Raw genomic sequence first — 2,477 nt, 5'->3', positions numbered from 1 at the left:
GCACGGCACAGCGCGCGCAAGCCGGCGACGGGCGTCGCGACGACGCACAACGCGTCATCCGCCGATGCATGCGTGAGCGCGGCGGCGAAATCCGCCTCGAATTCGAGCGCGCGCGGCAACGCCACGCCTTCGAGATAGCGCGTGTTTTCGTGCGTGCGGGAAAGGGATTCGATGAGCGCGGCGTCGCGCGCCCAGAGCTTCGTGTCGTGCCGGGTCGCGAGGTGGCCCGCAAGTGCGGTGCCCCACGCGCCGGCGCCGAGAACGGCTACTTTCATGCTCGGCTCCGGTCCGGCGGACAGAGTTAGTGCGTCGCGCCGTTCGCCGCGCCTTCCTGGGCGCTCGCGAGCTGGGCGATACGCTGCTCGTACAGCGCCTGGAAGTTGATCTCCGCCAGATGGATCGGCGGGAAACCGGCGCGCGTGATCGCGTCGGCGATGTTCGAGCGCAGGTACGGGAACAGGATCGTCGGGCACGCGATGCCGACGAGCGGATCGATCTGCTCGGCCGGAATGTTGCGGATATCGAAGATGCCTGCCTGTTTCGCTTCGATCAGGAACCCGACCTTGTCGGCGATCTTCGCCGTGACCGTGCCCGTGACCAGCACTTCGAAGACGCTCTCGGCGAGGCGGTCGGCCTTCACGTCCACTTCGACTTCGACCGACGGCATTTCCTGTTCGAGGAAGATGCCCGGCGAATTCGGCTGCTCCAGCGACATGTCCTTCAGATAGATGCGCTGGATGTTGAAGAACGGCTGGTTGTTATCGTCAGACATAGTAATTTCCTAGGTAATTCGGTATGCGGCGCGCGTTCACGTTGAATCGCGCGCGCCACGAGTGTGTTCAGGCCGATTCGAGCAGCGGCACGAGTCCGCCTTTGCGGTCAAGAGCGGACAGGTCGTCGAAGCCGCCAACATGCGTTTCGCCGATATAAACCTGCGGCACCGTGCGCCGTCCGGTGCGCGTCATCATTTCCTCGCGCCGGCCGGGTTCGCGATCGATCAGGATCTTTTCGATCGTTTCGACCCCGCGGGACTTTAGAAGACGTTCGGCCATCTGGCAATACGGGCACACGACTGTGCTGTACATGACAACATTCTTCACTTGTCTGCTCCTTATTTCACCACGGGCATGCCGGCTTTTTGCCAGGCGTCCACTCCACCTTGCAAAACGTGGACCTCGGCATAACCCGCCTCGGACACGGTGCGGCTCGCGCGCTGCGATTCTTGACCGCTCTGGCAAACGAGCACAACCGGATTGCTCTTATTCTTCGCGATCTGGCCGGTTTTTGCTTGAAGCTCCGCCAATTCGATATTTCGTGCCGACGGCAGATGTCCCTTCGCGAATTCCGTGGCGGGCCGCAGATCGACGACCACGGCGTTGCGCCGGTTGATGAGCGTGGTGGCCTCGGCGGCGGAAATGCCGCCGCGCCCGCGCCGCATGATGGCGGGCCAAAGGAGCAACGCGCCGGAAACGAGCGCGATGACGATGAGTGCGATATTCGTGTATTCAGTGAAAAACTTCACGTCGAGGGCCGCCGAAATTTAGAAGGAAGGGAAGAAAGGGAAATGGGCACAATCGGAGCATTATAAAATAACCGTTTCCCGCGATGGCCTCCGCTGTCCGGCCGATGGCGACACCCCGCCCGCTCGGACAAGAGTTCGGGGTGCGATCGGCGCACCGCTTTTCCAACTGACCGACCGAAATCATGTACAAGCTAGTGCTCATCCGCCACGGCGAATCGACGTGGAACAAGGAAAACCGGTTCACCGGCTGGGTCGACGTCGACCTGACCGAGCAGGGTAACCGCGAGGCGCGCCAGGCGGGCGTGCTGTTGAAGGATGCCGGCTACCAGTTCGACATCGCCTACACGTCGGTGCTGAAGCGCGCGATCCGCACGCTGTGGCACGTGCAGGACGAGATGGACCAGATGTATATCCCGGTCGTGCACTCGTGGCGTCTGAACGAGCGTCACTACGGCGCGCTCGCGGGACTCAACAAGGCCGAAACGGCGAAGAAATACGGCGATGACCAGGTGCTCGTCTGGCGCCGCAGCTACGACACGCCGCCGCCCGCGCTCGAACCGGGCGACGAGCGCGCCTCGTACAACGATCCGCGTTACGCGAAAGTGCCGCGCGAGCAGTTGCCGCTCACCGAATGCCTGAAGGACACCGTCGCGCGCGTTCTGCCCATGTGGAACGAGTCGATCGCGCCTGCCATCAAGTCGGGCAAACAGGTCGTGATCTCGGCGCACGGCAACTCGATCCGCGCGTTGGTGAAGTATCTGGACAACGTCTCCGATCAGGACATCGTCGGACTGAACATCCCGAACGGCGTGCCGCTCGTGTATGAACTCGACGAAAACCTGAAGCCCATCCAGCACTACTATCTGGGCGACCCGGAAGCCATCGCGGCGGCGCAGGCCGCCGTCGCCAAGCAAGGCAAGGCGGGCTGATCCCGGCGCGGGCCGGTTTTCACAAC

Annotated in this window: 4 protein-coding genes and 1 pseudogene; 1 reads left to right on the top strand and 4 read right to left on the bottom strand. The window is 62.8% G+C overall.

Annotation, left to right across the window (positions count from 1 at the left end; all coding sequences use genetic code 11):
• From AWB82_RS36510 to AWB82_RS36495, 4 genes and pseudogenes are all read right to left on the bottom strand, one after another.
• Positions 1 to 275, bottom strand: a pseudogene (locus tag AWB82_RS36510) (NAD(P)H-dependent glycerol-3-phosphate dehydrogenase); the annotation flags it as partial.
• A 26-nt stretch (positions 276 to 301) separates the two neighbouring features.
• Entirely contained in the window at positions 302 to 772 is a 471-nt protein-coding gene (secB, locus tag AWB82_RS36505; protein ID WP_086974091.1) for a protein-export chaperone SecB, read from the bottom strand.
• 67 nt (positions 773 to 839) lie between these two features.
• The gene (gene grxC, locus AWB82_RS36500; RefSeq protein ID WP_086974090.1) at positions 840 to 1,100 is read right to left on the bottom strand and encodes a glutaredoxin 3; all 261 of its coding nucleotides are present in this window, start codon (positions 1,098 to 1,100) and stop codon (positions 840 to 842) included.
• 11 nt (positions 1,101 to 1,111) lie between these two features.
• Positions 1,112 to 1,522 carry a rhodanese-like domain-containing protein gene (locus AWB82_RS36495; RefSeq protein ID WP_086974089.1) on the bottom strand — a complete coding sequence of 137 codons (411 nt, stop codon included), beginning with the start codon at positions 1,520 to 1,522 and terminating at the stop codon, positions 1,112 to 1,114.
• Positions 1,523 to 1,704: 182 nt separating this feature from the next.
• Between AWB82_RS36495 and gpmA the strand changes: the two genes are divergently transcribed.
• Complete coding sequence (gpmA, locus tag AWB82_RS36490) at positions 1,705 to 2,451, top strand: 2,3-diphosphoglycerate-dependent phosphoglycerate mutase (protein ID WP_086974088.1); 747 nt, start codon at positions 1,705 to 1,707, stop codon at positions 2,449 to 2,451.
• The last annotated feature ends 26 nt before the right edge of the window (positions 2,452 to 2,477 follow it).

The sequence above is a fragment of the Caballeronia glebae genome (genome assembly GCF_001545035.1).
GTDB lineage: Bacteria > Pseudomonadota > Gammaproteobacteria > Burkholderiales > Burkholderiaceae > Caballeronia > Caballeronia glebae.
This window is presented reverse-complemented; position numbering and strand designations above follow the sequence as displayed.

What these genes read in the sequence shown, in the direction of transcription:
- secB (WP_086974091.1), bottom strand. Translation starts at nt 772, where the DNA reads ATGTCTGACGATAACAACCAGCCGTTCTTCAACATCCAGCGCATCTAT.
- gpmA (WP_086974088.1), top strand. Translation starts at nt 1,705, where the DNA reads ATGTACAAGCTAGTGCTCATCCGCCACGGCGAATCGACGTGGAACAAG.